This window comes from Allofournierella massiliensis (assembly GCF_964241245.1).
GTDB classification, from domain to species: Bacteria; Bacillota; Clostridia; order Oscillospirales; family Ruminococcaceae; genus Allofournierella; species Allofournierella massiliensis.
On the sequence record NZ_CAXSWZ010000014.1, the window covers coordinates 46,144 to 69,787 of the forward strand.

The 23,644-nt window shown below is 56.0% G+C and carries 23 protein-coding genes; 4 read left to right on the forward strand and 19 right to left on the reverse strand.

The annotated features are described in order from the left end of the window. The first annotated feature begins 189 nt into the window (after nucleotides 1-189). Entirely contained in the window at nucleotides 190-1,221 is a 1,032-nt protein-coding gene (locus ACESYO_RS09030; RefSeq protein WP_373209828.1) for a D-alanyl-D-alanine carboxypeptidase family protein, read from the forward strand. Between the two features lie 36 nt (nucleotides 1,222-1,257). Here the strand turns inward: ACESYO_RS09030 and ACESYO_RS09035 are convergent, their stop codons facing one another. Then, nucleotides 1,258-2,052 carry a ZIP family metal transporter gene (locus tag ACESYO_RS09035; protein ID WP_276871378.1) on the reverse strand — a complete coding sequence of 265 codons (795 nt, stop codon included), beginning with the start codon at nucleotides 2,050-2,052 and terminating at the stop codon, nucleotides 1,258-1,260. A 177-nt stretch (nucleotides 2,053-2,229) separates the two neighbouring features. Continuing rightward, nucleotides 2,230-3,327, reverse strand: coding sequence for a glycerol dehydrogenase (locus ACESYO_RS09040; protein ID WP_058965560.1), 1,098 nt, complete (start codon nucleotides 3,325-3,327; stop codon nucleotides 2,230-2,232). Nucleotides 3,328-3,829: 502 nt separating this feature from the next. Here ACESYO_RS09040 and ACESYO_RS09045 point away from each other — a divergent pair. From ACESYO_RS09045 to ACESYO_RS09055, 3 genes are all read left to right on the forward strand, one after another. Further along, the gene (locus ACESYO_RS09045) at nucleotides 3,830-5,704 is read left to right on the forward strand and encodes a DUF4914 family protein (RefSeq protein ID WP_373209829.1); all 1,875 of its coding nucleotides are present in this window, start codon (nucleotides 3,830-3,832) and stop codon (nucleotides 5,702-5,704) included. A gap of 64 nt (nucleotides 5,705-5,768) precedes the next feature. Continuing rightward, nucleotides 5,769-6,878, forward strand: coding sequence for an adenosylcobinamide amidohydrolase (locus ACESYO_RS09050; protein ID WP_373209830.1), 1,110 nt, complete (start codon nucleotides 5,769-5,771; stop codon nucleotides 6,876-6,878). A gap of 162 nt (nucleotides 6,879-7,040) precedes the next feature. Further along, entirely contained in the window at nucleotides 7,041-7,982 is a 942-nt protein-coding gene (locus tag ACESYO_RS09055; protein ID WP_058965555.1) for a diguanylate cyclase, read from the forward strand. A gap of 84 nt (nucleotides 7,983-8,066) precedes the next feature. Here ACESYO_RS09055 and ACESYO_RS09060 read toward each other — a convergent pair whose 3' ends face one another. The 17 genes from ACESYO_RS09060 to ACESYO_RS09140 all read right to left on the reverse strand — a co-directional run bounded on the left by ACESYO_RS09060 (nucleotide 8,067) and on the right by ACESYO_RS09140 (nucleotide 23,548). Continuing rightward, on the reverse strand, nucleotides 8,067-8,708 hold the full coding sequence (locus ACESYO_RS09060) for an HAD family hydrolase (RefSeq protein WP_373209831.1): 642 nt from the start codon (nucleotides 8,706-8,708) through the stop codon (nucleotides 8,067-8,069). A 267-nt stretch (nucleotides 8,709-8,975) separates the two neighbouring features. Beyond that, complete coding sequence (locus tag ACESYO_RS09065; RefSeq protein ID WP_242868429.1) at nucleotides 8,976-9,602, reverse strand: LexA family protein; 627 nt, start codon at nucleotides 9,600-9,602, stop codon at nucleotides 8,976-8,978. Further along, nucleotides 9,562-9,849, reverse strand: a complete 288-nt coding sequence (locus ACESYO_RS09070; RefSeq protein ID WP_077138582.1) for a helix-turn-helix domain-containing protein — start codon at nucleotides 9,847-9,849, stop codon at nucleotides 9,562-9,564. The genes ACESYO_RS09065 and ACESYO_RS09070 overlap by 41 nt, the downstream gene beginning before the upstream one ends. 299 nt (nucleotides 9,850-10,148) lie before the next feature. Next, entirely contained in the window at nucleotides 10,149-11,690 is a 1,542-nt protein-coding gene (locus tag ACESYO_RS09075) for an FGGY-family carbohydrate kinase (protein ID WP_373209832.1), read from the reverse strand. Between the two features lie 34 nt (nucleotides 11,691-11,724). Then, nucleotides 11,725-12,504, reverse strand: coding sequence for an HAD family hydrolase (locus tag ACESYO_RS09080; protein ID WP_373209833.1), 780 nt, complete (start codon nucleotides 12,502-12,504; stop codon nucleotides 11,725-11,727). A 35-nt stretch (nucleotides 12,505-12,539) separates the two neighbouring features. Continuing rightward, nucleotides 12,540-13,367 carry a BtpA/SgcQ family protein gene (locus ACESYO_RS09085; RefSeq protein ID WP_058965545.1) on the reverse strand — a complete coding sequence of 276 codons (828 nt, stop codon included), beginning with the start codon at nucleotides 13,365-13,367 and terminating at the stop codon, nucleotides 12,540-12,542. Nucleotides 13,368-13,448: 81 nt separating this feature from the next. After that, nucleotides 13,449-14,510, reverse strand: a complete 1,062-nt coding sequence (locus ACESYO_RS09090; protein WP_373209834.1) for an SIS domain-containing protein — start codon at nucleotides 14,508-14,510, stop codon at nucleotides 13,449-13,451. 57 nt (nucleotides 14,511-14,567) lie between these two features. Continuing rightward, nucleotides 14,568-15,368, reverse strand: a complete 801-nt coding sequence (locus ACESYO_RS09095; RefSeq protein WP_373209835.1) for an alpha/beta hydrolase — start codon at nucleotides 15,366-15,368, stop codon at nucleotides 14,568-14,570. A 27-nt stretch (nucleotides 15,369-15,395) separates the two neighbouring features. Beyond that, entirely contained in the window at nucleotides 15,396-16,115 is a 720-nt protein-coding gene (locus ACESYO_RS09100; RefSeq protein WP_373209836.1) for a GntR family transcriptional regulator, read from the reverse strand. 36 nt (nucleotides 16,116-16,151) lie between these two features. After that, on the reverse strand, nucleotides 16,152-16,949 hold the full coding sequence (gene frlD, locus ACESYO_RS09105; RefSeq protein WP_087184670.1) for a fructoselysine 6-kinase: 798 nt from the start codon (nucleotides 16,947-16,949) through the stop codon (nucleotides 16,152-16,154). After that, the gene (locus ACESYO_RS09110; protein ID WP_373209837.1) at nucleotides 16,946-17,692 is read right to left on the reverse strand and encodes a GntR family transcriptional regulator; all 747 of its coding nucleotides are present in this window, start codon (nucleotides 17,690-17,692) and stop codon (nucleotides 16,946-16,948) included. Before ACESYO_RS09110 ends, frlD (ACESYO_RS09105) begins: the two co-directional genes overlap by 4 nt. Nucleotides 17,693-17,756: 64 nt before the next feature. Continuing rightward, entirely contained in the window at nucleotides 17,757-19,118 is a 1,362-nt protein-coding gene (locus ACESYO_RS09115; protein WP_373209838.1) for an amino acid permease, read from the reverse strand. A 457-nt stretch (nucleotides 19,119-19,575) separates the two neighbouring features. Next, on the reverse strand, nucleotides 19,576-19,998 hold the full coding sequence (locus ACESYO_RS09120; RefSeq protein WP_058965531.1) for a secondary thiamine-phosphate synthase enzyme YjbQ: 423 nt from the start codon (nucleotides 19,996-19,998) through the stop codon (nucleotides 19,576-19,578). 21 nt (nucleotides 19,999-20,019) lie between these two features. Beyond that, nucleotides 20,020-20,871, reverse strand: coding sequence for an amidohydrolase family protein (locus ACESYO_RS09125; protein WP_058965528.1), 852 nt, complete (start codon nucleotides 20,869-20,871; stop codon nucleotides 20,020-20,022). Nucleotides 20,872-20,905: 34 nt separating this feature from the next. Further along, on the reverse strand, nucleotides 20,906-21,739 hold the full coding sequence (frlC, locus tag ACESYO_RS09130; RefSeq protein WP_242868427.1) for a fructoselysine 3-epimerase: 834 nt from the start codon (nucleotides 21,737-21,739) through the stop codon (nucleotides 20,906-20,908). 45 nt (nucleotides 21,740-21,784) lie between these two features. Further along, nucleotides 21,785-22,612 carry a fructoselysine 6-kinase gene (frlD, locus tag ACESYO_RS09135; RefSeq protein WP_087171845.1) on the reverse strand — a complete coding sequence of 276 codons (828 nt, stop codon included), beginning with the start codon at nucleotides 22,610-22,612 and terminating at the stop codon, nucleotides 21,785-21,787. Nucleotides 22,613-22,792: 180 nt separating this feature from the next. Then, on the reverse strand, nucleotides 22,793-23,548 hold the full coding sequence (locus ACESYO_RS09140; protein WP_270912689.1) for a GntR family transcriptional regulator: 756 nt from the start codon (nucleotides 23,546-23,548) through the stop codon (nucleotides 22,793-22,795). Nucleotides 23,549-23,644: the final 96 nt, after the last annotated feature.

Genomic DNA, 23,644 nt, shown 5'->3' on the forward strand with positions numbered 1-23,644 from the left:
AACCCCCGAAAAGCGGTGTCCATCGCACCGCTTTTCGGGAATTTTTTTGCCGTAAGAAAATTGTATGGAAACTGAAAGCCGGCCGCAAAACACCTGCGGCCGTTTTTTGTTATAACAGAAGCATCCAATACCACGCCGGGCGACGAAGCGCATTTTCCGCTACCCGGCAAAGAAAGGCCGATGCTTGTTATGACCACTCCGCGCACCATGCGCCCCCGCTGCCCGGTATGCCAGCCCGCGGCGGCACGCCGTGTTTCCCCTGCTCCCCGCCGCCGGGCAAGGCGCCGGCGCCGCAGCCGCCGCGGCCCGCTGGCTTTGTGGCTGCTGGCCCTGCTGCTCTTCGCGGCACTGGCAGGGTTCAAATCTCTTGCCGGCGACGAATCCGGTGCGTCTGCTCCTGCCTCTTCCCCTTCCTCCACCGTGCCCTCTTTGAACGGGTTTTTCAGCCCGCGGGTCGCCCTGCTGGATCGTTCCAGCGGCAGGTTTCTTGCCGGGCAGGCCATGCAGGAGCAAGCCCCTCCCGCTTCGCTCACCAAGATCATGACGGTGCTGCTGGCCATCGAAAGCCTGCCGGATCTGGATCAGATGGTGACCGTTCCCGCTGAAATTTTCAATGATCTCTGGGCCGAGAATGCCTCGCTGGCCGGTTTTTCCCCAAGCGAAACCGTTCCCCTTCGGGATCTGCTCTACGGCGCAATGCTGCCCTCCGGTGCGGAGTGCTGCCTGACCCTTGCCCGGCAGGTCAGCAGCAGTGAATCTGCCTTTGTGGAGCAGATGAACCGGCGAGCCAAAGAGCTTGGGCTGGAAAATACCCGGTTTGCAAACTGCACCGGCCTGCATGACCCGGACCATTACGCATCGGCGGCAGATCTTGCCCAGCTGCTGGATGCGGCGCTGAACAATGAAACCTTCCGTCAGGTGTTCACCTCCCGCAGTTACACCACATCCCCCACCGCCCAGCATCCCCAGGGCTTCACCATGTACAGCTCCATGTTCGCCCTGCTGGACAATCTGCCCGGGCAGGGCAGCGAGCTGCTGGGCGGCAAAACAGGCTATACCAGTCAGGCGGGGCTGTGCCTGGCCAGCCTGATGGAGGTGGACGGCCGGGAATACATTCTGGTCACCACCGGTGCACCCGGTGACCACACCACAGATCCCTATCATCTGCTGGACGCACTGGAGATCTGCGACCAGCTGCGCAGCGGCATTCTGAACACATAAAGAAACGGAGCGATGAACCCATCGCTCCGTTTTTGTTTATCCCAGTGCCACGTCCAGAATCATCATCACCAGAAAACCGGCCATCACACCCAGCGTGCCCACGTTGGAGTGCTCACCCAGATGAGCCTGCGGGATCAGCTCCTCCACCACCACATAGATCATGGCGCCTGCTGCAAAGGCCAGCAGCCAGGGCATGAAGGGCCCGATGAAGCCCGCCAGCAGCACCACCAGAATGCCGAAGATGGGTTCCACAATTCCGGAAAGGCTGCCGTACACAAAGGCCCTGCCACGGCTCATGCCCTCCTGATGCAGGGGCAGCGAGATGGCCGCACCTTCGGGAAAGTTCTGGATGCCGATGCCGATGGCCAGCGCCATGGCTCCGGTAAGCGCCGCCTGCGCCCCGCTCTGCTGAGCCGCCAGCGCGAAGGACAGGCCCACCGCCATGCCCTCCGGGATGTTGTGCAGGGTCACCGCCAGCACCAGCAGAGTAGTGCGCCGCCAGTTGGAGTGCAGGCCCTCCGGCTGGGCCGAACCCGCGTGCAGGTGGGGCAGCAGCCCGTCCATCAGCATCAGAAAGGCCGCGCCCAGCACAAAGCCGCCTGCCGCCGGAATCCAGCCGATCTGGCCCGCCGCCTCCGCCTGTTCAATGGCCGGAATCAGCAGGCTCCACACCGAAGCCGCAATCATTACACCGGCTGCAAAGCCCAGAAAGATGCGCTGCATCCCCTCGCTCGTCTTTTTTCGAATCAGGAACACCATGGCCGACCCCAGGCTGGTCATGCCGAAGGTTATGCCTGTTCCCAGCGCCGCCCACAGCAAGGCTTTTGTCATTGTTTCCTCCGTTCTGCGGGCCGTTTTGCCCGCCGTGTTCTTCCTTTGCCCGGAGTATATAGGAATAATTCCTGTTTGTCAAGTGACATTGTTGCACAATGCTTTCCGGATTCCGCCCTGAACAAACGAAAAGCGGCTTCCCCAAAACAGGAAAGCCGCCGTAAAATCGTATTTTGCTCAGCAGTCGGTGTAGTATTTGCCCAGCTCGTCCGCCGCCAGAATGGCTGCGTATACGCTGTCGGCGTCCACCGGGAAGGGCATGTTGTGCAGGGTGTCGGCGTCGGCGCAGGCCAGCTTTGCAACCTCCATCAGCTGCTCCTGGGTGGGATTCTCCACACCCAAATCGGCCAGCGTGGTGGGCAGGCCCACTTCGGTGCAGAACTCCAGCACCTCTTCCAGCTCCTCCAGCGGGGCGTTTTCCAGCACCAGCTGAACCAGCGTGCCGAAGGCCACCTTCTCGCCGTGGTACAGGCTGTGGGTCTCGGGGATGGCGGTCAGGCCGTTGTGGATGGCATGCGCGCCCGCCAGGCCGCCGCTCTCGAAGCCCACGCCGGACAGATAGGTGTTGGCCTCGATCACGTTCTCCACCGCCTTGGTGCAGACGTGGCGCTCCACTGCCAGCTTGGCCTTCAGGCCGTCGGCCAGCAGGGTCTCGTAGCACAGACGGGCCAGGCTCATGGCAGCCAGCGTCACCTTGCCGCCCACACAGTTGGATGCACCGGAGGCCTGGCAGGCCCGGGCCTCAAAGTAGGTGGCCAGTGCGTCGCCCATGCCGGACACCAGCAGGCGGGCGGGAGCCGCGGCCACAATGTCGGTATCCACCAGAACCACGGTGGGGTTGGCGGGCAGGAACAGGTACCGGTCGAACACACCCTCATCGGTGTAGATCACAGACAGGGCGCTGCAGGGTGCGTCGGTGGAGGCGATGGTGGGCACGATGACCACCGGAGCGCCTGCATAGTAGGCAGCCGCCTTGGCGGTGTCGTGGATCTTACCGCCGCCAATGCCAACCACCACGCTGCAACCGGAAGCCTTAAAGGCCTCGACCACCCGGTCGATCTCCTTCTGGCTGCACTCGCCGTTGAAGATCTCGTAAACAACCTTTGCGCCGGTGCCTTCCACGCTCTGGGCGATCTTGCCCTCCACGCGCTTTTTGCCGGATGCACTTACCAGCACGAACAGATCTTTGCCGTATTTCTCGCAATGCTCATACAGATGAGCCAGCTCTCCGCGCCCCTGCACATAGCGGGAGGGGCTGCCAATCACATTTGCCATAGTCACTCTCTCCTTTTTGATCCGCGCAGGTCAGGCCCGCGCAACCGTTCTGGCGTCATTATACCACTGTTTTTCGAACAAATTCTACTGGCAATCGTTAAAAAAACAACGTCTGTTTTTTATGAAAGTTGCACCAGCCCCCCCTTCGCTTTTTCCGTCAAAGGTCACACTTTAAAAGCATCATTCCGCGTGCGCTTTTCGTTTCAAAAAGTACGTCTTTACGCATTTCCTCTTTTGTTTATTAACCATGCAGCAGATCCCGGCTCTGCTTTTTTATGAAATTAAAGTTTTATTCATATATTACCCAACATTTTCATAGTATAATAGGGGAAAGCAGCAAAAAAACCGGTCCTCAAGGGCTTTTGCGGGCTTTTTTCGCAAAGCAGCCCCAATGCGCGGGGCTTTTCCTTTGGTTGACAAGATCTATTTTAATTTGTTACCCTATTAATATAGGTTTTTTAACGAACCGGTACGAAACAAGAGAGAGGGGTTCGAGATTCGCATGAATGTATTACTGGAAGAATTCGTGCTTCCGCGCGATTTGGAAATGATTTTGAACAACAGCCCCAGCATCATTATCCCCAAAACGGAGGAGATGCTGTATGATCTGATCTTTGGCAACGGCAGCACCAAGCAGATCGACGTTTCCTACGATGTAAACGGCACTCTTGTGAAGGAGGCCGACGTGGTTCGCTGCAAGAACGGTGCAGTGGTCAACTATGTGGAGGACTACATGCGCCGCCGCGACCCGGACTGCATGCGCATCGGTGACGACAAGCCCACCGACAAGCCCCGCTTCAAGGACGTTTACGGCTACGACTTCAACACCCTGAAGGTGGATACTTACAAGTGGCTGGCCCGTCAGGAGCTGATCCTGGTGCCCTTCATGGCCGGCGGCTATGAATACGGCTATCAGGCCCTGCTGGTCTGCCCCCGTAACGCGGCTTTCTTTGCGTTTGCGCTGTCTCAGCTGCAGGCCTTCGTCTGCGCCAAGGACATTCACAACTTCAAGCCCCGTGCCATCGTGTATGTGGCTCCTCCCTTCCGTCACACTCACTTCGACGGCAAGCAGGTGTGCGTACACAACCGGCTGGACGACCGCCACGAGGTCTTTGCCTACAACCTGTATCCCGGCCCCTCCGCCAAGAAGGGTATTTACAGCGTTCTGCTGGACATCGGCGAGCAGGAGGGCTGGGTTACCGCCCACGCCTCCGCCGCCAAGATCGTGACACCATACGAAAATGAGATGGTCATGATGCACGAGGGCGCTTCCGGCGGCGGCAAGAGCGAGCTGCTGCAGGATGTGCACCGTGTGCCGGACGGCCGCGTGCTGCTGGGCACCAATCTGGAAACCGGCGACCGGGACTACCTGCACATGAGCGATACCTGTACCATCTATCCGGTTACCGATGATATGGCCATCTGCCATCCCTCCTTCCAGACCGGCAGCGGCAAGCTGGCCCTGTACGACGGTGAGGACGGCTGGTTCCTGCGTGTGGACGGCATCACCGAATACGGCTCCGATCCCATGTACGAGCGCATCACCATCCACAGCAAAAAACCGCTGGTATTCTTCAACATCGAGGGCGTTCCCGGTTCCACCTGCCTTGTGTGGGAACACACCATGGACTCCACCGGCAAGCCCTGCCCCAACCCCCGCGTGATTGTGCCCCGCAAAATGGTGGACAACATTGTGGATAAGCCGGTTGAGGTGGATGTGCGCAGCTTCGGCGTGCGCATGCCGCCCTCCAGCGCCGCTCACCCGGACTACGGCATCATGGGCCTGATGCACATCATCCCGCCCGCTCTGGCCTGGCTGTGGCGTCTGGTGGCCCCCCGCGGCTTCAAGAACCCCAGCATCAGCGGCAACGCCCCGCTGGCCAGCGAAGGCGTGGGCTCCTACTGGCCCTTTGCCACCGGTCTGCGGGTGCGTCAGGCAAACCTGCTGCTGGAGCAGATTCTGGCCTGCCCCAACACCAAGTACGTTCTGATCCCCAACCAGCACATTGGCGTATACCGTATCGGCTTCGCGGCCGAGTGGATCAGCCGTGAGTATCTGGCCCGTCGCGGCGGCGTGAACATGAAGATGGAACGCCTGTCTCCCGCTCCCTGCGCCCTGCTGGGTTACTGCATGAAGGAGATGAAGGTGGACGGCCAGGACATCCGTTCCGCCTTCCTGCATCCCGAAACCCAGGAGCAGATGGGCATGGATGGCTACGAGAAGGGCGCCCAGATCCTGTACGACTTCTTTGCCAAGGAACTGGAGGCCTTCGACGTGGAGGAGCTGCACCCGGTGGGCAAGCAGATTCTGGAGTGCTTCAAAAAGCGCGGCACCATCGAGGATTACTGCGCCATCACTCCTCTTGGCCTGAAATAATCGTTTTCCCATCGGCCCCCCGGTCAAGCCGGGGGGCCTTTTTCACCCCATCACGGAGGAACCCATGAAACGCTGTTTTTCCCTTTTGAACGGTGACCGGCTTGTATGCACCGAGCAGGCCGCGATCCTCACCTTTTCCGGCCCCCGTGCGGTGCTTTCCACTGCGGCCAACGGCGGCGGCCTGCGCCGGGATCTGGAGTCCGTGTTCAACTACTGCGACTGCGGCCCCGCCGGGGTGTGCCAGCCCATGGAGGGAAACACCCTGCAGGAGCATCAGAAGGCGGTGGCCCTGCGCCTTGGGCTAAACCCGGAGCACACTGCCGGGCTGGATACCGCAGTCAATCTGGACAACATGGTGCTGGTCACCCGCCGGTGGCAGGAGCTCTGGGTCACGGCGGCAGTTTCCGCCGGAGCGGACGTGAACGCCCTGTGTGCCGGAGACCCTGCCACACTCACCGAAGCGGCTGGCAAACCCTGCCCGGTGCCGGCGGGAACCATCAACATCTTTCTCATCACCGGGCAGGCGCTTTCCCCCGGGGCCATGGTGGAGCTGGTACTCACCGCCACCGAAGCGAAAACCGCTTTGCTGCGGGATCTGATGCAGGGCAGCAGCGTTTCCTCCCGGCTGGCCACCGGCACCGGCACCGACGGCGTGGTGATTGTTTGCGACGGCTCAGACGACACCTCCTGCCTGCTGAATGGCGGCAAGCATTTCAAGCTTGGGGAGCTGGCGGCGCAGGCAGTAAGCCAGGCAACCGCCGAGGCGCTGTTCCGGCAGACCGGCCTGTGCCCGGAATTTCAGCACAGCCTGCTGCGCCGGCTGCAGCGGTTCGGCATTACCGCCCGAAGCCTGCGCGCCCGCTGCCCGGACAAACTGCCCGGAGATGAAACCGCCTTCAACCGGGCGCTGGCAAAGCTGGATCGGGATTCCTTTGCAGTGGCTGCCACCGCCCTGTATCTTCATCTGGTGGATCAGCTGCACGCCGGAATGCTCACCCGGCCGCAGGCGGAGGACTGGGCCCTGCATCTTCTGGAGCAGCTGGCCATACACTTTCATTGCCCCACCCCGCAGCCTGATCCGGAGCAGCCGCCGGAAAGCTGGCTGGAAGCGTTCCTGGCCGGGGCGATTGCGGCTCATCTTCAGGAGCAGAACCGCCTTTATCCCGCAGGCTGAGACGGTAATTTCCGCCGCGTTTCTTTTTCCTTACTTTTCCCTATCGGTTTTATTGACATTGCTTTTTTATATGGTATCCTTTTGGGCAATCAGTCAGATTTCCCCGCGCTTTCCATTTGCGAAAAAGCTGCATTTGCCTGAAAAATCAACAAGGAGGACCTCATGGATCTTTGCCAGCGCACAAAAGAACTCTGGGCGGCCTATCTGGCCGACTGCAACGCGGGCTCCTTTGACGAGCTGACCGGCATTGCCCCGGATTGCTCCATCATCGGCACCGGCAAACACGAAATTTATCGGGATCTGGAGCAGTTCTCTCAGGCCATGCGCAGAGATCTGCAAGATCAGAATGATCTGCAGTTCCATTTTCGGGATTTCTGGTGCACCGAACAGGTGGTGGATGAGCAATGCAGCCTGGTGTACGGCGGTCTTTACATTGGCGCCGACTGCGAAAGCAGCGGAATCCACATCAATATGGACAGCCGGTTTTCCCTCCTGTATAAAAAGGTGGGGCAGGAATGGCAGGTCATTCATCTGCATCAGTCGGTGCCTAACCCGGAGCAGCTGGACGGCGAATATTATCCCCGCACGCTCACCCAGCAGATTGAGCGTTCCCGGGAAACCATTGAGTATCTGACCCGGCTGGCTCAGCGGGACAGCCTGACCGGCCTGATCAATTTCAACACTCTGCAGAGTTTCTACACCGATCTGGACAAGCACGGCGCCTGGATTTTCGTGGTGGATATGGACGATTTCAAAGCCATCAACGACACCCACGGTCATCTGGCGGGCAACCATGTGCTCAAGCGCGTGGCCAGCCTTCTCACCAGCACCATGCGTGCGCAGGATCTGGTCTGCCGCATGGGCGGCGATGAATTTGTACTGCTCTGCTGCGGGCTGGGCACGGAGCAGAACGCGCAGGATCTGATGCGCCGCCTTCTTGCCCGCGCTGCCGAAGTTGCCGGCGAGGAGCCCGCATGGACCGGAATTTCCATTGGCGCCAGCCCCATCCACAGCGGCGACTGCCTGGAAACTGCCTTCAAGCGGGCGGATCAGGCCCTTTATCAGGCCAAGGCCGCCGGCAAAAATCAGGGCTGCATTCTCTAAAAAGCAGCTTCCCCGATTTTTTTGAAACACAGCAAAAAACACCGCCCGACCGGCTTGTTCCGATCAGGCGGTGTTTTTTGTTTTTTACAGCTGGCGCACCTCGTGCAGATCCCGGCAGCAGCGGTTGTACAGTGCGCGGATCTCCTCATCCGGCTGGGCAATGTCCGGCACCATCACCGTCACTGCTCCGGCTGCATGACCGGCACGCACACCGTTGAAGCTGTCCTCCAGAACCAGGCATTTGTGGATGTCCACGCCCAGGCGGCGGGCCGCTTCCAGAAAAATGTCCGGAGCGGGCTTGCTGAACCGCACATCCGCAGCGCAGACTACCTGCTCGAAATAGCGGCTCATCCCGGTGGTTTCCAGGTTTTTCAGAATCAACGCCCGGGGGCTGGAGCTGGCCACAATCCGGGGAATTTTTTTCTCTTCCAGTGTCTTAAGCAGCTCCTCAAGGCCCGGCTTGCAGGGCACGCCCTGTCCAAACCGTTCCTCCGCCAGCTCCCACACCTTCTCCACAATCACCTGCGGATCGATCTGGGGGAAATATTTTTGAATATGTTCGTTCAGCTTGGTGCCCGCAAGGCCCCGGCCACCGGCCAGGAATTCCTCAAGATTTGCCGGCATGGCCAGGTTCAGCGCCTGGCAGGCCGGCTCCCACAGGGTATCCCACAGTCGCTCGGTGTCGAACATCAGGCCATCCATATCAAAAATGACTGCTTTTATCATAAAAGAAGTTCCTTCCTTGTGTTTGTTTTGCAGCCTTTATTCTACCCCATTTCCCACAGATTGGCAACCGGCGTTTCCGGGCATCTCTGCAGCAGAAACGCAATTCTAGTTTACGACCAATTCTCAAAATGTGTTTTCTGAATTCTGCCGGACAGATGGACCGTGCAGCACAAAGCCCCGTGCTGCTCTGAGCGCAGCCCACAGGCCTTTGAAAAAACAGAGAACATCCCGTTTTTTGTTTTTGCGAACCGCGCTCTATTTTGTTTCTCATTCCAATTCCTGCTCCAGTGCCTTAATCACATGTTTTACTATGCCCCGAACAATCCGCTGGCTCGCGAAAATCTTCTGATTCGGATACTTTGCCTGATTCCGGTATTCAAGAATCGCATTCTTAGTCTCCTCATCAACACCGCCAAACACCTTCAGAGTACTTTCATTGTCCTCGGTAAGAGCAACAACAATGTCCCCAATCTCAGCGGTACAATCCGTTCGGACCACAACCAAATCGCCAGGATCAATGCCCGCATCAACCATGGAATCACCGGAAACCTCCAGAATATAAAACTTTCCTTTCCCGAAAAGAGAAACTGGCAGTCTAATATATTCTCTGACATTTTCCTCCTTTATCTGTGCAGATCCACACGGGATAGCCCCTACAAACGGACAGGGCGCTGACTCAGGAGCAAATTTCCTGATGATTGGCGTACGTATCATTCGCGCTTTTCCATCGTATTCAATCATTCCACGATTGTTCATTTCGACCAGATAGCGGTAGGCAGTCGATCTAGGAATACCAACGCCCTGCGCAATTTTCCCAACGGAAGGAATGGTATGTTTGTCGCAGAAGTATTGGTTAACAAATGAAATGATATCGGCCATCGTTTCCTCGCTCATAACTCGCATGGCTCCGCTTCCTTTCTGCGATATTAATACGTATTGTTTCGATAACCCTACGAGACTTTCCATCGTATTCAATCATTTCGCGTCTATCCATCTCTACCAGATAGCGATAGGCAGTCGTTCGCGGAATGCCGACTCCCTGAGCAATTTCCCCAATTGAGGGAAATCTATGCATATCGCAGAAATATTGATCAACGTATAACATAATATATCCCATTATTTTTTCGCTCATGACTCTCATGGTTTTCACTCCTTCCGCCGATAATGGAACACAGGTGCACAAAATTTTGATCAATTGCCCCGCATCCGCCGATGATAAAGCAACGTGCGCATTTTAAATTTGACGCTCTACGCCTTTAGCTTTCTTCCAAAACGTAACTAGCGGAACACTTGCTGCTTCAGGTCTGAAGTGCTTGCATGTATACGCCGAATGTTTCAATTTACTTGGCCTCCCAGATAAGCTAGTTAGTGTATTCTGTGTCCATCAGACAAGATATCCTTCGAAAAAGGCGTTGATATTACCATAGAAAGAGCGCTTCATTATTGCTCTTGGGTCATCATATGCATCAATTCGCAAGTGGAGTCATAGAGCTTATCATATATTGCCTGATACTTCTGGTAGATTTTATATTTTTTGAAATCAGGCTTATATACTGTTCCCGTTTTGATATGCTGAGCCAAGCAAGAAAAATTCTCAAATCCCGGATGTCTCACTCCTACTGCGGCCATCATGGCATCGCCGTAACTCGCTCCCACTGTGACGTCCGGCGTGTTGATCTCTCTGCCCGTTACATCCGCCACAATCTGCATCCACAGCGCATTGTTCACCCCGCCGCCCACAGCAAAGATTTGATCGATGGACACATCCTCATGACTTTCCATCAGGCGTAGCTGCTGCTGAATGGAATACGCTACCCCTTCCAGCGCGCTGCGATATAAATGCCGACGCGTATGGGAGATCGTGAGTCCAAACAAGATACCACATGCCAGCGGATCATTGACCGGTGTGCGTTCTCCCGCAAAATAGGGTAGCGTGATCAATCCGTCCGAACCTGGCGGTACCTGATCCACTCCCTCCAGCATCAGTTGATAGGCATCAATTCCCGTCTTTTTCTCCTGTTCCAATGCATCACTGAACAGTTCATCTCTATACCATTTGGTCAAACTGCCACCAGTGTTCGTACCCGCGGAGATATCGCACAGTCCGGGCACAATGAATTGCTCACGCCACAACCGCTCGTCGTCCACCAGGTGTCTGGTACCCAGAATCATATAGATGGAGGAACCAAACTGAATCATCATTTTGCCCGGCTCCACCACGCCGGCGCTGATAGCTTCAGCACCGGAATCATCTGTCCCCGTGATCACTGGTGTTCCCGGGGACAGGCCTGTCTCTTTGGCCGCAGCCTCGGTCACATAGCCCGCTAGATCCGTTGCCTCCTGTACCTTCGCCAACTGGTCCGGCCGACAAACAGGCGCGCACAGTTCCGGGACCGGTCGCCAGGTTTTCGGATCATACAACGGATTGAAACTGGCCAGCCCCAAGAAACGATCCACCACATAATTGTCTGTCAGCTTTGCCGCAAGAAAACTGGAGCCAGTTAAAAATTTGTAAGTTCTGGCATACACCTCTGGCTCGTTATTTTTGATCCACAGGATTTTGGGCATTACATCGCTAGAGCACAGTGGACGACCATACCAGCGGCGGATTTGTTCTGGGCCATACAGGCTGGTCAACTGTTCAATCTCTTTTCCTGCTCGCGCATCAATGCCATACAAAATGGCCTTGCGCAATGGACGGCACTGTTCATCAACTGGAAGGCAATCAGCTCCCAATGCGCTAAGCCCCACTGCCTTGATCTGAACCGGATCAATCCCGGATTTTTTCAATAGCCCTTGGCTGATACGACAGAAATCGCCCCACCAATCTTTTTCGGCATCGTGTTCGAAGTGGTTCGGCTTCGGATTGGTCATGGTGTGCTGAGTAGAACAACACGCCACTACATTGCAATCCTCATCAATGATCACACCTTTGCTGGAATTTGTTCCCGTATCAATTCCCATAAAATATGTAGCATCCATGCAATTCAACCTCCTTGACAACTATTCGCACAGTTCATTGAATTTCTTCGAAAAAATGTGCAACAATATGGGCCACTGTATCTTCATTATTGCAAAAAGGAGATACATAATCTGCCGCCCCCTTGACATGAGGCCGCGCGTTGGCCACTGCTACACCGATGTCACTGTTCTTAATCATTTCAATGTCGTTATCGTAATCCCCAACAGCAATGATCCGGAACGGTTGAACCGGCAGCAGCGAAAGCAGGCGACAAATACCGTTCCATTTGCTGATTCCCGGTGCCATGATGTCTACACTGGTAGGGTCGCTTGGCGTAACACTGAGTGCAAGCCCCTTGCGCCGCACAAACTCCCACACGGGCTTCCAGTCCTGGGTCACAGTAAAGCCCTCGATGTCATCCAGCGGCAACTGATCACAGTGTTGAAATCGGCTGGGCCACCCCCCCAACTGATCAGCATACTCTCTCAGACTGTCATTTTCCTTATTCACCGCCCATAACGGTCCAGCCAGTACATGTAACAGATAGTCATGATGCAAGCAAAATTCCACCAGCTGCCGAGCCGACACTGGATCAATTCGTTCCCGGAACAATACCCGGCCACTGCCGGTCTCTACTAGCTTACCCCCGTTGTTCAGCAACAGATAGTCGGCGCAGTCAGACACGTCTCCCAGTGGAAGCATGTCCACCTCTCGACGACCAGTGGCAAAGCAGACCATATTCCCCTGACTACGAACCCATTGCAACGCTCGCCGGTTCTCCCTGCTGATGTTCCCCTGGTCATCGCAAGTAGTGCCATCCAGATCCAGAACCAACAGGGCCGGAACTCTGTTGCTATCTTTATGCCCCCTCATCTGGCTCGCACCTGGTACACTACCTGCATCAGCTCCCTGACCCGGTCAGCGCACACCCGCACATTCTCCAACTGTTCGTTTTCCAGTCTACCGCCCTCCTTGAAATAGGTTCCCACTACTGCTCCATCCGCCACCGCCAGCTTACGGGCAATGGTATCTGGCCGACATCCTGTATTGCACAGGATCACCGTTTGAGGCGCAGCCTGTTTAACACTGGCAATCAGCTCCTCGTCCACATCTTGTCCGGCCGCATTGGCTGAAACACATAATCCATCCGGATGGACCTTGAAAATAGTGGATCGAGCAATGTCTGCCAACGGCCTGTTATCTAGGTTTTGGTCGGATTCCGGATTGATAAAATACAGCATCCGAAGCTGCTGCAGATGCAGCTCCGCACGCCGGCGCATCAATTTGGAAAAATCATTGTTATACAGGCCTCCATCTCCCACATACACGCCGGAAAAGGTCCCACGCACAAAGTCTGCATCCACCGCGGCGGCCAGCTCAATCGTGGCGCGCCCATCCGAGATGCAGTCCACGCCAAAGGGGACTCTCAGATCCTGCTTGAGCCGCCCCACCACATAGGCCATGGCCGCCGGGGTCACAAAGTTCATCTGTCGCTCATAGGGCAGGCTGAACTCGTTGCTGATCAGCACCCCGTCCACGCCGCCCTCCTGCAGCGCCTGCAGGTCCGCCCGGGCATGTTCCACAATCTCTTCCATCGCGGTGTTCGGACGAAAGCGGGGATCGCCAGGCAGTGGGTCCAGATGCAGCATAGCGATGATGGGCTTTTTTACGCCGAATAAGATTTCACTCCAAAGCATGGTTAGCATCCTCCTTTTTGAAAAGAGCCGCCGCAACGACTCATGCAAGGAATCGCTGCGGCGGCTCGTGCTGTAAATGGATCAATACTCAAATTGGCGGTAGTAGCGGCGTATCGACAGCGGATGGCGCAGGAACAGCTCCATGTAAGCGTCCACGCGATTGTTCACACCGTGCATCACCAGATGAGAAATCGTGCCGCGGAATTCGGGGCTGATGCCCTTCAACGCAAACTCCTTGGTATCGATGATGGTATAATTGCCGCACACCTTGGGCAGGAAACGCGCCACCCGTTCGGCCAGCGGACGCTGCTCATCCTCGCCCATAAACAGGGTAACGGGGGTGTCCCACACCACAATCTCCTGCATGCCGTGGAAGAACTCCTGGCAGGAGATGGACTTGGTGCGAATCCACATCTGCTCTTCCCAGTAGCACATGGCATAGGAATAGGTGGCACCATACTGGTTGCCGGAACCAATGAAGTAGCGCGGCAGGTCCGGATGCTCGTTCCGGAACGCGACACAGGCCTTGGCGTAATCGTAGGCCCAGGCATCGGACTCCTTTTCCACATCCACCAGTACCTGCGCCAGATGAGCCTCCATCTCCCGGTTGTACCGGTCATAGTCCGCAAACTCGCCGTTTTTGTATATCAGGTAGTTCGCTACCATGTAAAATTTCAGCTGTTCGTTCTTGGGATAGACCACCAGATAATCCTGCTTGTCCGGCTGGGTCAGCACACTGCCCGGCGTGTCGATAAAGCTGAACACCCTGCCGCCAATCTGATGCACTCGGTCCACCAGCTGTACCATCTCCTTGGTGTTTCCGGAAACCGAAGAGAGGATCACCACCGAGCGATCGGTGAATCGACGGTTGCCCGTGGTCAAAAATTCGGCGGCATTCTCCACGAACACCGGCAGTTTGGAGTGTCCGCGCATATAGACCTCCACCTGCATGCTGGAGGCGTAGGTGCCACCGATACCAATAAAATAGATCCCGTCGAAACCATCGGCCCAGATCTGGTCGATGATCTGTTCAATCTGGCCACGCAGTGCCAGTGCGCCATTTACACTGTCCAGAGATTCTTTTTCATCAAAATTACGCAGACACGCACCGGTCTGTTCGTTCCACATAGAAGTCGTAACCATAATACAAATGCTCCTTCTCTTTCATACTATCATACAGTTTTCCCGCCAAGCGCCGGCTCAGAAAATCGGGCTGGTCTGCAGGTCCATTCCGCAAAAATACTGGAACGCCCGCTGGATCGCCACATCCCAGAAGGGCCACGCATGCTCTCCGGCCCATTCCAGATAGGTGTGTCCATATCCCGCCGCTCTGGCCGCATCCCGAAAGCGCAGGTTGTCTGCATACAAAAAATCTTCCGTGCCGCAGATCTGCAGCAGCCCGGGGCGCCCAGGGTCGTTGGCCCGGTCCCTCAGCAGCTGAAACAAGTCCTCCTGCGGATCAGGCGGCATGCCCGTTCCGTGAAGGGCGTCCAGTTCCTGGGACAGCACATCCGGCCACTCTCCTTTGCGGACCCGTTCCACCATGGCGGCATAATCCATCACGCCGGACAGACTTGCGCAGGCGGCAAAGCACTCCGGCCTGCGCAGGGCCACCTTGACCGCCCCGTAACCGCCCATGCTTTCCCCCGCAATAAATGTGGAGACTCTTGCTTCGGGCAGTCGAAACCAGGTTTTGCACAACTCACTCAGTTCGTCGGCCACATACCCGAAATAGTCCGGGCCGTACCGGGCCGTGCAGTAAAAACTGCGCTGGACCTCCGGCATGATCACAATGAAATTGTATTTTTTGGCATAGTATTCAATTTTGGAAAAGCGGGTCCATTCGCTGGCGTTGGCCGCAAGGCCATGCAGCAGATACAGAACCCTGGGCTCCCCCGTCCACAGCGGAGTTACATCGTTGGAGGGGTCCGGGAAGATCACATACAGCTGGGTGGTCATGCGGAGCTTTTGGGAATAAAATTCCCCGCGGAACAACCCCATTACAAGCCCTCCCTTCACAGGGCACGCTCATTTTTGAAAATGAACGGTAAAATTGCACTTGTCGCCCCGGGTATAGTTGCGCGAAAACTCAATCACCCGACCGTTTTCATCCTGGCTGGTGCACTCGAACAGCATCACGGCCTGCTCGCATGAAATGCCGAGCAGACGCGCGTCGTTTGCTTCCAGCACAGCCAGGTCCAGCGTTTGCCGCGCTTGTTTGGGGCGCACGTGATAAAAATCATAAACCTCATACAACGAAAAGACGGACAGATCGATTCCTTCCAGCTTCGGGACCACATAATGCGGAATGAAAACCTCTTCCAACGAAACCGGCTCATCGCTCACATAGCAGATACGCTTGATGTAATAGATGGAGTCCTCCGGCTGAATCCCGAAGACCAACGCATACTTGTTTCCCGCCGGGCGTAGCGCCTTGGTGAGGATTCGGGTGGAGGGCACCGCGTTTTTCTGCCGGATGGTTTGCGTAAACCCGCCCAGATTGTCCAGGTCCCGGTTCATCTTTTCCCCCAGCACATAGAGGCCCTTGCCCTGCACCCGCTTGAGCAGTCCCTCGTACACTAGGGCTCCAATGGCTGTGCGCACGGTCAGACGGTTCACATCATATTGGGCTGCCAGTTCGTTTTCCGGTGGGATCGCCGTGCCGGGAGGGTATATCCCTTCCTCAATTTGTGCGCGAATGATCTCCCGCAGCTGCAAAGAGACAAGTCCAGTTCCGATGTGTTCCATGTCGAGTCCTTTCTTGTTCGGCTTATGCGGGACCGGTTACAGCCACGCGCCGAAATATTGCAATGTTTCTGTGGAGGTTGCGGCTCCCTTTTCCATGCACGCCTCAATGGGCAATCCGTCCACCAGGCCATGCAGGAAACCAGCGATGTAGCTGTCGCCCGCACCCATCGTATCCACCACATTGGGGCAGGGAACAATCCCAAAGGAATGGAAGGTCTGACCATCAAAGCACAGACTTCCCTGCTCGCCCAGCATGGCAATCACCAGTTTGGGCCCCTGTCTGTGCAGCACCTTCATCAGCTCACGCAGGGTTTCGGTGTCTCCGTCATCCGAGGAAAAGAACAGATAATCCGTATAGGGGATTGCCTCCGCGCAAGCGGCGTCTCCGGGACGAGTGGCACAGTCAAATGCGGTTTTTACCCCGCGCTGCTGGAGCTGGCCGAAGAAACGGCCCACCTTGCCCCACAGGTCGCACACCACCACGTCATGTGTGCTGATGAAATCCATATCTTCCGACGACAGGGTGTACTGCTCCAGCACGCCCTCGTCATAGTCGCCGAATACCCGTTCACCGTCCACCAGGGTCACCTGGGAAACCGCCGTATGACCGTGCAGCACGTGCAGATGACTCGTGTCCACACCCTTGCGAGTCATAGCTTCGGCCATAATCTGCCCATACACATCGTCGCCCACCGGCCCGATGTAGGAGGCCTGGCCCCCGTTGCGCACCGTGTAAACCGCCATGTTCACCGGGCCGCCGCCGGGATAGGCTGTTCCGCCCTCCACATTATTATAATAATCAATGCAATTGCTGCCAACTGCTGCCAGTTTCATAACTGTTCCACCTTTTCTTTGGGTTGTGTTGTAAGGATGCTGGAAAACCGGATCTTGTCGGCGTGCGTGACAGATTTGAACACTTCGATTGGCCTGTTCTGGCTGTCGAACGAGATACCGGACACATAGAACAGCGGCGCCCCCACCGGAACCTCAAGCAGTTCACTTTCCCCTTCGGTGGCGTAAGTGATACCGATAGTCTGGTGACCATGATCCACCGTAATGCCGTAATGTGCCAGCACGTTGTAGAAGGATTCATTGGAAAAATCGTACTGCTCAATCCCCGGGCAGATTGCCGGATCAAGGTAGTTGGCCTCAATCGTCACCGGCTGTCCGTTGATACAGCGCAGTCTCCGCAGCTGGAAGACCAGGCTTTGCTCCGCAAGCCCCAGCTTTCTTTCCACCGAGCGGGGGGCCGCTGCCGTTCGCACGTCCAGCGGCCGGGTCTGCATGCTACGGTAGTTCTGCAGAACCTGATCGGTGAAGGACTTCACATCCTGCAGCGTCCGCTCCAGCTTGGGCGGCGCCACAAAGGTACCCGCCCCCTTGCGGTGGTACACCTTGCCCTCTACAATCAGTCGGCGGATCGCGCTGCGCAGCGTGGTCCGATTCATTTGCCACATGCTGCACATATCCCGTTCGCTGGGCAGCTTGGAATGCGGTGCAAGATCGTTCTGCAAAATATAGCACTCAATCTGTTCCGTTGCCTGGTCCCGCGGGCGTGCGCGAAATTGCTGTTCCATAGAATCCCGTCTTCCTTATCCAATTGCCGGTCGGCCGATTCACTGTTGTGGTTTGCGGAAACGATCAGGCGTTCCCTTGCTTTTTCTGGTTCTGCCGCTCCATCAGGTAGTAAGCCGGCAGGCCGGTGCCCACCGCCACCACTGCAGCAATGATGCTGGGCAGCGCGGACCAGATGAAGGTGGAGTAGATCAGCGTGGCAGTCATCACCATGGCGATTACCGGCATGGCGTATCCGCCGGGCATTCTGTAGGTGGGTTTGTAATGCTCCTTGCGGCGCAGCACAAAGATGGTGCCGAAGGTCAGGAAGTTCTTCAGCAATGCGATCACGGTGAAGTAACCCAGAAGATCAGACAGGCTGGAGGCGAAGATCAGAACGATAGCCACCATGCACTGAACAACGATGGAGAACGCGGGGGTCTGGTATTTGGGATGCACCTGGCCAAACTGCTTGAAGAACAGTCCGTCACGCGCCATCGCGTACTCGATGCGGGGCTGGAACATGATGCAGCTGGACAGAGAGCCGATCACCACGATGATGGCCATGATCGCAACCACCACGTCGGCGCCCTGGCCGATTACGGGGATCTTGGAGGCCAGCAGCGCGATGGGCGCATCGGAAGAAGCCAGCTCATCGATGCTCAGCAGGCCGGAAGCTACGAAGGTCAGGCCCACATACAGGCCCAGAACGATCAGCGCGGTAAGAATCAGACCACGGGGCATATTCTTCTCGGGCTCTTTGATCTCGCCGGACATGTAGCAGGCAGCGCCCATGCCGTCAAAAGACCAAGTGGTGGCGGAGATACCGGCCAGCAGCGCCGTGATTCCGGTGACCGTGGTGCCCGCCAGAGGAGTGGCCGACAGCAGGGTGGACCCATTCATGAAGAACAGTCCTACACCCATAATCAGTACAAAGGGCAGAATTTTCAGGGCGGTGATGAAGGTCTGGAACTTGCCGCCTCCCTCCACACTGCGCAGATGCACCATCATGAACACCAGCACGAAAAGCGTAGCAACGATCTTCAGCACGATGCCGTGCATGGGCAGGAAGTAAGCCAGGTAGTTAACGATCGCCAGCGCCATAATGGAGATGGACGGGGGATCGGTGGCCCAGAAGCTGATCCAGCCGCACAGGAAGGCCAGCGGGCGGGACCCGGCTTCACGGAAGTAAACATACTGACCACCATCCTCAGGGAATGCGGAAGCCAATTCTGCGTAGCAGAAGTTGGCAGGTACCTGAAGCAGACCGCCGATCAGGAAGGCAAGCACCAGGAACAGGCTGCTTCCTGCGGCATTGGCCACCTCAGACAGAGACGAGAAGATACCGGAGCCAACGGTGGTGCCGACGCCCAATGCGATCACAGCGCCCAGTCCTAATTTGCGTCCCAGCTCCGCGCTGGGTGCAGTCGTTGTTTCGTGTTTCGACATGCTGATTCTCCTTTCACACAACGATATCCCGGCTGCTGCCGGAATGATTCCGCCCCCGTTGGGACCACTCGAGGGCAATTGGCTTTCATCACATAACACATCGGGTTTTTCATACCACTTCGCCAATTATTCTAGCATAATGAACAAACGCCATCAATATAATTCCCGAAATAAAAAGCACAGTGCCCAAATTTTGGCGTTGTGCAGGAAAATCTCATTTTCTCTTTGTGGATAGTCCAACATTTGAATCCTCAAACCGTACGTTAATAAATAAACAGGCATACCGCTTTTGGGAATTTTTCCCACACACTTTTCCCCACCCTGTTTTCCGTTCCGTTTTCAGCCCTTTCTTTCTTCGCCGTCCGTCGATCTTTTTCGACAGAAAAGGGCGGGGTTCGAAAGGAATAAATCCATTCTGAACTCCGCCCTTTTGCTTCCGCTTTGTTTTAACGCCTGCTCACTCTTGGATCATGACCAGGATGGTGCGTTTCGCCGGACCGTCAAACTCACAGAAATAGATATCCTGCGCACCGCCCCGAATCATTTCTCCCTCGACCAGAGGGAAATGACAATGATTTCCGGTGAGATACGCCTTCAGGTGACCGGTGGGATTGCCGGCCGTAGATCCGTAATCCCGCAGCATGCGGGCATGGCTGTACGGTGCATCCTCCGGCGCCTGCCGCTGCAGGAACAGCGCAATATCGCTTTCCAGGCATTCCAGGGCCTCGTTCACCGTAATTCCCGTGGTGGTGTGCTTGGTCAGCACGGTAACCATTCCGTTCTGAATCCCGCTTTCCTTTACGATCTGCTCCACCTGAGGAGTGATCACATCCATCTCGTTATAGGTTTTGGTCAAAAGTACGATTGGCTTGATATACATTGCCCCTTCTCCTTTCCACCCTTACAGAGAACCGCCCAAAAACTCCAGGGCGTTACCACCCCGAATCAGCTCCAGCGTACTGTCCCGCAACCCCAGCTGATCCAGTGCCTGGGCCATGCGAATCTGTTCAAAGCGGGGATTGTTGGACCCGAACATGACCTGGTGGCGCAGAGATCGATCGATCCAGGTGACCGGGATATCCCGCGTAAAGGTCTGCTGATAAAACTCCCGGGCACAGTCAAAATAAAGCGCACCGGTGTCGGCGTACACGTTGGGATACTTCACCATCAACATCGCAGTCTCCCGCACCCAGGGCCATGCAAAATGACCCAGACAGATGCGCAGTTTGGGATGCCGGGCTGCCACCTCCTCAAAGCAGAGAGGATGGCAATACCTGGTCAGTGTATCCGGCTCCCAGGAAAGGCCCGCATGGAACATCACCGGCCGGTCATACTGTTCGCACAGCGCATAGATCGGCTCCAACCGCTCGTCGGCAGGATAGAAATGCTGGCGGCCGGGATGAAGATTCACGCCTCGCAGCTTCAAATCCGCAAAGGCATGCTCCAGCCGGTCCACCGCGCCCGGTGCAAGCGGATCCGCTCCCGCAAATCCGATAAAGCGGTCCGGCGCCAGTCCAACCAGTTGATGGATCTCTTCATTGCTCACCAGCGTATCCCCCACCGTGCTGGTGTAATCCTGGCCCAACAGGCAGAGTCGGTCCAGCCCGGCGCAGCGCATCTGGTTGAAGATATGCTCCAGCGGGGCGGTTCCGTTGCGGTGGATATCCAGTTCCCGATGGCGCAGTTCCTCTCGCTGCTCGTCCTGGTTGATGGGTTCAAAAAATGCGGGATGTACATGAATATCGATAAACAAAGGTCCTTCACATCCTTTCCGTTGATTCGACGGGTCACATACCCGCATGTGCCATCATAGCGCGCACGTTTTCCACCGCTCGGCGAGCATACATGCGGGGTTCGTTGATATACCCCAGCACCAGCTCCAGTGTGGCAGTTCGGTCGTAACCGATACGAGCCAGTTCGTGGAACATCTCCTGCAGAGGCATGCTTCCCTCACCGGGCATGATATGGCTGTCCGTTCCCTGTTCCCCGTCAATGATGTGCATATGATCCATCTTGTCCCCCAGCTTGTCAAAGTAGGCCATGATGCTCTCATGCTGCACAAAAGGCGGCACCACGTCGCACATGCCCACCACGTACGGGTTGTCGATCCGGCGGAACAGTTCGGCCAGATCGTTGGCCCGGGTAAAGAAGTTTGACTCATACGGGGTCAGCGCTTCCACGGTCAGCTTTACCCCCACCTTCGCCGCATGCTCTCCCAGTTCCCGGATGGTCTTTTCCAGACGGGGCCATAACTCGTCGTAGGTGGCAAGATACCCACCGTTGGCGGGGCTGGTCAGCATATATTCCGCCCCCATCTCCTTGGCCATGTCCAGGCACAGTTTCAGATATTCCACCGCGTCTTCCCGCTGGGCCTCGCTGCCAATCATGTAGTTGTAGGGGTAAGCATTGTGTTCCGGGGTGTAGCCCAGCACCGGCATCTCATATTTCTCAATCAGACGCCGCACCTCGTTGATATCGCCCGCTTTCAGATCCGGTGCATAGGCGTGAGGCCGCCCTCCCCAAAGCTCTATGTAATCATAGCCGAATTCCTTTGCATCCTGGAAGCAATGTTCCAACGGGTTGCGCTGGTAACCGGATGTGAACATACCAAGTTTCATCATGACAAAACCCTCCTGTTATGAATTTGTTCTCTATGAATGCGTATCTCAGTCTGTGACCCAAGGTTCAAAAACCTGCACCACACTGGAAGCTACCGTCGCTCCCTGCTTCAGGCAAGCTTCCAGCGCTGCCCCCTTCATATACTGATACAAAAATCCGGCGATGAAGCTGTCGCCCGCACCCACGGTATTGACCACCTCAGCCGCCGGCACCACGCCAAACTGGACAAACTGCCGGCCATCGTAAGCCAGACTGCCCAATTCCCCGAATGTGGCCACTGCGACCTTCATGCCTCGATCCACTTTGTCCTTCAGATAGCCCTCGATGAATTCGTCCCGCTGTTTATGGTACGAATAAAACCCGATGTCCACATAAGGAAGTGTACTCTCCACCAGAGGATGATCTAGTCGATCCGCATAGTCAAAACTGATTACCGCCTGGCTGCAACTGCGGATCTTGGGCAGTGCATCCTGGGCATTTCCCCACAGTGCGGTGTGCACCAGATCATGCCCGGCAGCAAATGCGATGTCCTCCTCATCAAACACGATATGTTCCAGGACTCCTTCGATGTAATCTCCATGTACCCGGTCATTGCCATTCAACGTCATGTAGGTGATGGCGGTGGGGCCTTGTCCCACCTTCAGATGGCTCACATCCAAACCTTCGCCCTTCAGGGTGTTCACCATCCACTGCCCGTTCTCATCGCTGCCGGTAGTGCTGATGATGGAGGTCTTCATCCCCAATTTCTGCAGGTTGACCCCGGTGTCCACCACGTTGCCCGTGGGATACTTGCGATCATGGAACACGTTTCCCTGTCGGTCCACGTATTCCGTGTAGTGGTCGATACAGTTGTCACCAATCATTGCTGCTCGCATCGTTTCGTTACCTCCCGTATACTTGATTTTCGAATAGATGAGTCGCATTTCGTTGCAAACCACTTTTCTGAAAATTAGTATAGCGCCGGGTAAACTAGAGGGTCAATCACGAGCTTAACCAAAAAAAATCAGGTATTCTCCGTGGAAAGAGAGAAAACTGGTGTGCTTTTTCTTCCGCGCTCAGACCAGTTCCCGGGAATCTGGCTCCCCAGCCCGCAAAATCCCCTCGAAACCGAACTGGTCGTTGCGAATCACCGCAGAAAAGGATTCGATAGGAATTCCATAGTCATCCCGTGTTACGCCCCGCAGCAGGAGTAACGGCTGCAACACCGGAATCTGTAGTAATTCGGCTTCCATCTCATCTGCATAAGTAATACTCAGCGTCTGGTTACCGGAATCTGCATAAATCCCATACTCTGTAGCCATAATCTCAAACAGGCTGTTCTTAGCCAAATCAAACCGTTCCAGATCCCGTACCCGCAACGCAGATAGATATGTGGTTTCCAAAATGGCCGGCGTGCCATCCAGAAAACGCAGCCGACAAAGTCGATAGGCCTCACCCGCCTCGTTCAGTTTCAGGAGCCTCGCCACTCGTGGCACAGGCTTGAGCCTTTCCATGGAGATTACTCGGCTGGTAAATTGACGTCGGTTCTGTTGCAGGAAATACCACAAAGGTTCAAAATCATAGAGATTGCGCCGAAAACGTGGCATTGCCACAGTAAATCCGCTGCCCTTCCGACGGGTCAACTTTCCCTCACCCGCCAAACATCGAATAGCCGTACGCAGTGTATCACGGTGGCAGCCAAGCTCCTTCGCCAACGACTCTTCACTGGGTAGGCGCTGGCCTGCCTGCAGCCTGCCACTTTCAATCCAATATTCCAGCTGCTCAGCGATTCCGCTCCAACTTGCTCGTCGGGACGTCTCGTCTTTTTTCATTACCATCCGTCGGCTCCCCCCTTCCTTCTTTTCCGGCAGTAGTGATACTGCCAGTTTCGATTATCATATACTTCCACTCCCAGCCAAGTCAAGAAA

Bases quoted from the DNA above. Each gene is read 5' to 3' on its own strand.
- ACESYO_RS09030 (WP_373209828.1), top strand. From the start codon at position 190: ATGACCACTCCGCGCACCATGCGCCCCCGCTGCCCGGTATGCCAGCCC.
- ACESYO_RS09035 (WP_276871378.1), bottom strand. From the start codon at position 2,052: ATGACAAAAGCCTTGCTGTGGGCGGCGCTGGGAACAGGCATAACCTTC.
- ACESYO_RS09040 (WP_058965560.1), bottom strand. From the start codon at position 3,327: ATGGCAAATGTGATTGGCAGCCCCTCCCGCTATGTGCAGGGGCGCGGA.
- ACESYO_RS09045 (WP_373209829.1), top strand. From the start codon at position 3,830: ATGAATGTATTACTGGAAGAATTCGTGCTTCCGCGCGATTTGGAAATG.
- ACESYO_RS09050 (WP_373209830.1), top strand. From the start codon at position 5,769: ATGAAACGCTGTTTTTCCCTTTTGAACGGTGACCGGCTTGTATGCACC.
- ACESYO_RS09055 (WP_058965555.1), top strand. From the start codon at position 7,041: ATGGATCTTTGCCAGCGCACAAAAGAACTCTGGGCGGCCTATCTGGCC.
- ACESYO_RS09060 (WP_373209831.1), bottom strand. From the start codon at position 8,708: ATGATAAAAGCAGTCATTTTTGATATGGATGGCCTGATGTTCGACACC.
- ACESYO_RS09065 (WP_242868429.1), bottom strand. From the start codon at position 9,602: ATGAGCGAGGAAACGATGGCCGATATCATTTCATTTGTTAACCAATAC.
- ACESYO_RS09070 (WP_077138582.1), bottom strand. From the start codon at position 9,849: ATGAGAGTCATGAGCGAAAAAATAATGGGATATATTATGTTATACGTT.
- ACESYO_RS09075 (WP_373209832.1), bottom strand. From the start codon at position 11,690: ATGGATGCTACATATTTTATGGGAATTGATACGGGAACAAATTCCAGC.
- ACESYO_RS09085 (WP_058965545.1), bottom strand. From the start codon at position 13,367: ATGCTTTGGAGTGAAATCTTATTCGGCGTAAAAAAGCCCATCATCGCT.
- ACESYO_RS09090 (WP_373209834.1), bottom strand. From the start codon at position 14,510: ATGGTTACGACTTCTATGTGGAACGAACAGACCGGTGCGTGTCTGCGT.
- ACESYO_RS09095 (WP_373209835.1), bottom strand. From the start codon at position 15,368: ATGGGGTTGTTCCGCGGGGAATTTTATTCCCAAAAGCTCCGCATGACC.
- ACESYO_RS09100 (WP_373209836.1), bottom strand. From the start codon at position 16,115: ATGGAACACATCGGAACTGGACTTGTCTCTTTGCAGCTGCGGGAGATC.
- frlD (WP_087184670.1), bottom strand. From the start codon at position 16,949: ATGAAACTGGCAGCAGTTGGCAGCAATTGCATTGATTATTATAATAAT.
- ACESYO_RS09110 (WP_373209837.1), bottom strand. From the start codon at position 17,692: ATGGAACAGCAATTTCGCGCACGCCCGCGGGACCAGGCAACGGAACAG.
- ACESYO_RS09115 (WP_373209838.1), bottom strand. From the start codon at position 19,118: ATGTCGAAACACGAAACAACGACTGCACCCAGCGCGGAGCTGGGACGC.
- ACESYO_RS09120 (WP_058965531.1), bottom strand. From the start codon at position 19,998: ATGTATATCAAGCCAATCGTACTTTTGACCAAAACCTATAACGAGATG.
- frlC (WP_242868427.1), bottom strand. From the start codon at position 21,739: ATGATGAAACTTGGTATGTTCACATCCGGTTACCAGCGCAACCCGTTG.
- frlD (WP_087171845.1), bottom strand. From the start codon at position 22,612: ATGCGAGCAGCAATGATTGGTGACAACTGTATCGACCACTACACGGAA.
- ACESYO_RS09140 (WP_270912689.1), bottom strand. From the start codon at position 23,548: ATGAAAAAAGACGAGACGTCCCGACGAGCAAGTTGGAGCGGAATCGCT.